This is a genomic window from Pseudofrancisella aestuarii (assembly GCF_003574475.2).
Taxonomy (GTDB): domain Bacteria; phylum Pseudomonadota; class Gammaproteobacteria; order Francisellales; family Francisellaceae; genus Francisella; species Francisella aestuarii.
On sequence record NZ_QLIS02000004.1, the window covers coordinates 1 to 5,145 of the forward strand.

A 5,145-nucleotide genomic window follows, 5' to 3' on the forward strand; every position below is an offset into this window, starting at 1 on the left:
CTTAAAAACGAAGAAAGCCCCGCTAAGAATTACTTAGAGGGGCTTTAAATGGAAAAAGATGGCGACTACCTACTTTCACCTAGCGAATGCTAGACTATCATCGGCGTGTTATAGTTTCACTTCTGAGTTCGGAATGGGATCAGGTGGTTCCTACAAGCTATCATCGCCAAAACTGTGTTTTGGGTTAATATCTAAAGATATTTAACAATTTAGCATAGAAATAGACTTAAGTCTCTCGGATCATTAGTACTGGTAAGCTACACGCATTGCTGCGCTTCCACATCCAGCCTATCAACGTCGTAGTCTCCAACGTTCCTTACAGATTCAAAATCTGGGAGATCTAATCTTGAAGGAGGCTTCCCGCTTAGATGCTTTCAGCGGTTATCCCTTCCGAACGTAGCTACCCGGCAATGCTTCTGGCGAAACAACCGGAACACCAGTGGTTCGTTCACTCCGGTCCTCTCGTACTAGGAGCAACTCTTCTCAAATCTCCAACGCCCACGGCAGATAGGGACCGAACTGTCTCACGACGTTCTGAACCCAGCTCGCGTACCACTTTAAATGGCGAACAGCCATACCCTTGGGACCTGCTTCAGCCCCAGGATGTGATGAGCCGACATCGAGGTGCCAAACTCCCCCGTCGATATGAACTCTTGGGAGGAATCAGCCTGTTATCCCCGGAGTACCTTTTATCCGTTGAGCGATGGCCCTTCCATACGGGACCACCGGATCACTAAGACCTACTTTCGTACCTGCTCGAGCCGTCACTCTCGCAGTCAAGCGCACTTTTGCCTTTATACTCTTGGCACGATTTCCGACCGTGCCGAGTGCACCTTCGTACTCCTCCGTTACTCTTTAGGAGGAGACCGCCCCAGTCAAACTACCCACCATACACTGTCCTCGCCTTCCGGCTGAGTTAGAACTTCAAACATTCAAGGGTGGTATTTCAAGGTCGACTCCACATGATCTAGCGACCATGCTTCAAAGTCTCCCACCTATCCTACACATAAATATTCAAAGTCCAGTGCAAAGCTATAGTAAAGGTTCACGGGGTCTTTCCGTCTAACCGCGGGTACGCTGCATCTTCACAGCGATTTCAATTTCACTGAGTCTCTGGTGGAGACAGTGTGGCCATCGTTACGCCATTCGTGCAGGTCGGAACTTACCCGACAAGGAATTTCGCTACCTTAGGACCGTTATAGTTACGGCCGCCGTTTACTGGGGCTTCGATCCAGAGCTTCGCTTGCGCTAACCCCTTCAATTAACCTTCCAGCACCGGGCAGGCGTCACACCCTATACTTCCTCTTTCGAGTTCGCAGAGTGCTGTGTTTTTGATAAACAGTCGCAGCCACCTGGTATCTGCAACCCTCAACAGCTTACGTAGCAAGTACTTAACCATCAAGGGCACACCTTCTTCCAAAGTTACGGTGTCATTTTGCCTAGTTCCTTCACCAGAGTTATCTCATAGCCTTAGTATTCTCTACCTACCCACCAGTGTCGGTTTACAGTACGGTCACTTATACAATATACTTAGAAGCTTTTCCTGGAAGCTTGGCATCAATAGCTTCGTCAAATAAATTTGACTTCGTCTCGTATCTCAGATTAAACAAATTACCGGATTTACCTAATAACTCTACCTACATACTTTCACCCGGACAACCATTCGCCGGGCCTACCTAGCCTTCTCCGTCCCTCCTTCGTTCATATAAGCGGCACAGGAATATTAACCTGTTTCCCATCGACTTCACTCTTCAGCTACGCCTTAGGGGCCGGCTTACCCTACGTTGATTAACATTGCGTAGGAATCCTTGGGTTTTCGGCCAATAAGAATCTCACTTATTTTACGTTACTCATGTCAGCATTCGCACTTCTGATACCTCCAGCATGCTTCTCAACACACCTTCATCGGCTTACAGAACGCTCCCCTACCAATATTATTAAATATTCCGCAACTTCGGTGCATAGCTTAGCCCCGTTAAATCTTACGTGCAGGCCGACTCGACCAGTGAGCTATTACGCTTTCTTTAAAGGGTGGCTGCTTCTAAGCCAACCTCCTGGCTGTCTGGGCCTTCCCACTTCGTTTCCCACTTAGCTATGACTTGGGGACCTTAGTTGGCGGTCTGGGCTGTTTCCCTCTCCACTACGGACCTTAGCACCCGCAGTGTGTCTCCTGTGCTCGAACTTCATCGTATTCTGAGTTTGCATCGAGTCGGTAAGCTCGTAAAAGCCCCCTAGTCGAAACAGTGCTTTACCCCAATGAGTTATACACAAGGCACTACCTAAATAGTTTTCGGGGAGAACCAGCTATCTCCGTGCTTGATTAGCCTTTCACTCCTATCCACACCTCATCCCATACTTTTGCAACAGTATTGGGTTCGGTCCTCCAGTTGGTATTACCCAACCTTCAACCTGGACATGGATAGATCGCGCCGGTTTCGGGTCTACTCCTAGCGACTTATCGCCCTATTAAGACTCGCTTTCGCTACGGATCCCTTATTCAGTTATCCTCGCCACTAAAAGTAACTCGCTGACCCATTATACAAAAGGTACGCAGTCACATGACTAAATCATGCTCCTACTGCTTGTATGCAAGCGGTTTCAGATTCTATTTCACTCCCTTTATAAGGGTTCTTTTCACCTTTCCCTCACGGTACTAGTTCACTATCGGTCATTCAGTAGTATTTAGCCTTGGAGGATGGTCCCCCCATATTCAGACAAGGTTCCACGTGCCCCGTCCTACTTGTTCGTATGCTTAGTTCCACATGATGTATTTCGTATACGGGACTATCACCCTCTATCGTCAAGCTTCCCAACTTGTTCTACTATATATCATGCTAAATCATACCAGGCTCTTCCCACTTCGCTCGCCACTACTATGGGAATCTCAATTGATTTCTCTTCCTAAGGGTACTTAGATGTTTCAGTTCCCCTCGTTCGCTCCTAACTCTATATCGAGCAGGTAACTAGACTACTCTAGCTGGGTTCCCCCATTCGGACATCTGCGGATCAACGTTTGTTTGTCAACTACCCGCAGCTTTTCGCAGACTACCACGTCCTTCATCGCCTCTGAATGCCAAGGCATCCACCGCTTGCACTTATTCTCTTAAGTCTATCTCTATACTAAATTGTTAAATATCTCTATTCGCATAAATAAAATATTGGTGGAGCCAAGCGGGATCGAACCGCTGACCCCCTGCGTGCAAAGCAGGTGCTCTCCCAGCTGAGCTATGGCCCCAACTAAACCTAAATGGTGGGTCTGAGTAGACTTGAACTACCGACCTCACCCTTATCAGGGGTGCGCTCTAACCAACTGAGCTACAGACCCGTATCTTATTTACACTAAAATATATTAGCTACAAACACTCAAAAATAAACTTAAAATCAGTAATTAGATAATTTTTTATTTTCGTATTTCCTTTAAGGAGGTGATCCAGCCGCAGGTTCCCCTACGGCTACCTTGTTACGACTTCACCCCAGTCATGAATCACACCGTGGTAATCGGCCTCCTTGCGGTTAGCCTAACTACTTCTGGTGCAACCCACTCCCATGGTGTGACGGGCGGTGTGTACAAGACCCGGGAACGTATTCACCGCGACATTCTGATTCGCGATTACTAGCGATTCCGACTTCATGCAGTCGAGTTGCAGACTGCAATCCGGACTAAGAGTACCTTTGTGAGTTTCGCTCCAGGTCGCCCCTTCGCAGCCCTCTGTAATACCCATTGTAGCACGTGTGTAGCCCTGGTCGTAAGGGCCATGATGACTTGACGTCGTCCCCACCTTCCTCCGCCTTGTCAGCGGCAGTCTCAATAGAGTACCCAACTTAATGATGGTAACTATCAATAGGGGTTGCGCTCGTTGCGGGACTTAACCCAACATTTCACAACACGAGCTGACGACAGCCGTGCAGCACCTGTCACTGCGTTCCCGAAGGCACCAATCTATCTCTAGAAAGTTCGCAGGATGTCAAGACCAGGTAAGGTTCTTCGCGTTGCATCGAATTAAACCACATGCTCCACCGCTTGTGCGGGTCCCCGTCAATTCCTTTGAGTTTTAGCCTTGCGGCCGTAGTCCCCAGGCGGAGTACTTAACGCGTTAGCTGCGCCACTAGGCCCTTTACACCGAACCCAACAGCTAGTACTCATCGTTTACAGCGTGGACTACCAGGGTATCTAATCCTGTTTGATCCCCACGCTTTCGTCCCTCAGTGTCAGTATCGGTCCAGAATGTTGCCTTCGCCATTGGTGTTCCTTCTGATCTCTACGCATTTCACCGCTACACCAGAAATTCCCCATTCCTCTACCGTACTCTAGTTTGCCAGTATCAAATGCAGTTCCAAGGTTGAGCCCTGGGCTTTCACATCTGACTTAACATACCACCTACAGACCCTTTACGCCCAGTAATTCCGATTAACGCTTGCACCCCCCGTATTACCGCGGCTGCTGGCACGGAGTTAGCCGGTGCTTATTCTTTGGGTAACGTCAATTCAAAATGCTATTAACATATTGACCTTCCTCCCCAACTAAAGTGCTTTACAACCCTAGAGCCTTCTTCACACACATGGCATTGCTGGATCAGGGTTTCCCCCATTGTCCAATATTCCCCACTGCTGCCTCCCGTAGGAGTTTGGGCCGTGTCTCAGTCCCAATGTGGCTGATCATCCTCTCAAATCAGCTATGGATCGTAGCCTTGGTGGGCCCTTACCCCACCAACTAGCTAATCCAACGCAGGCTCATCCATGAGCGGCAGCCCGAAAGCCACCTTTAACCCTTAGGTATTATGCGGTATTAACAACCGTTTCCAGTTGGTATCCCCCTCCCATAGGTAGATTCCTACGCGTTACTCACCCGTCCGCCACTCGTCAGCAACTAGCAAGCTAGTCCTGTTACCGTTCGACTTGCATGTGTTAAGCATGCCACCAGCGTTCAATCTGAGCCAGGATCAAACTCTTCAGTTTTAATCTATTCTGACTCTAACTACTGATATTTACTCAAATTTATTAAAGAGTGTTTGTATATAATATATCTTTTAAATATCCAGCCCCTCAGGACCTTCCAACTAACATCATCCGTCAGCCGGTGAAAACATATAATACGCCCTCAATTAACCTTTTGCAATATCTTTTTTATCTTTTTTTAGTTTTTTT

2 tRNA genes and 3 rRNA genes are annotated in these 5,145 nt (G+C 47.9%); all 5 read right to left on the reverse strand.

Going from position 1 to position 5,145, the window contains the following annotated elements:
- Positions 1 to 56: 56 nt before the first annotated feature.
- Positions 57 to 171: ribosomal RNA gene (gene rrf / locus DNK87_RS08920) — 5S ribosomal RNA — on the reverse strand.
- Between the two features lie 51 nt (positions 172 to 222).
- Positions 223 to 3,109 (reverse strand): 23S ribosomal RNA (locus tag DNK87_RS08925).
- A 50-nt stretch (positions 3,110 to 3,159) separates the two neighbouring features.
- Positions 3,160 to 3,235 (reverse strand) — tRNA-Ala (locus DNK87_RS08930).
- A gap of 13 nt (positions 3,236 to 3,248) precedes the next feature.
- Positions 3,249 to 3,325, reverse strand: a tRNA-Ile gene (locus DNK87_RS08935).
- Between the two features lie 93 nt (positions 3,326 to 3,418).
- Positions 3,419 to 4,956 (reverse strand): 16S ribosomal RNA (locus DNK87_RS08940).
- Together the 16S, 23S and 5S rRNA genes with 2 tRNA genes alongside form the textbook arrangement of a ribosomal RNA operon.
- Between the last annotated feature and the right edge of the window lie 189 nt (positions 4,957 to 5,145).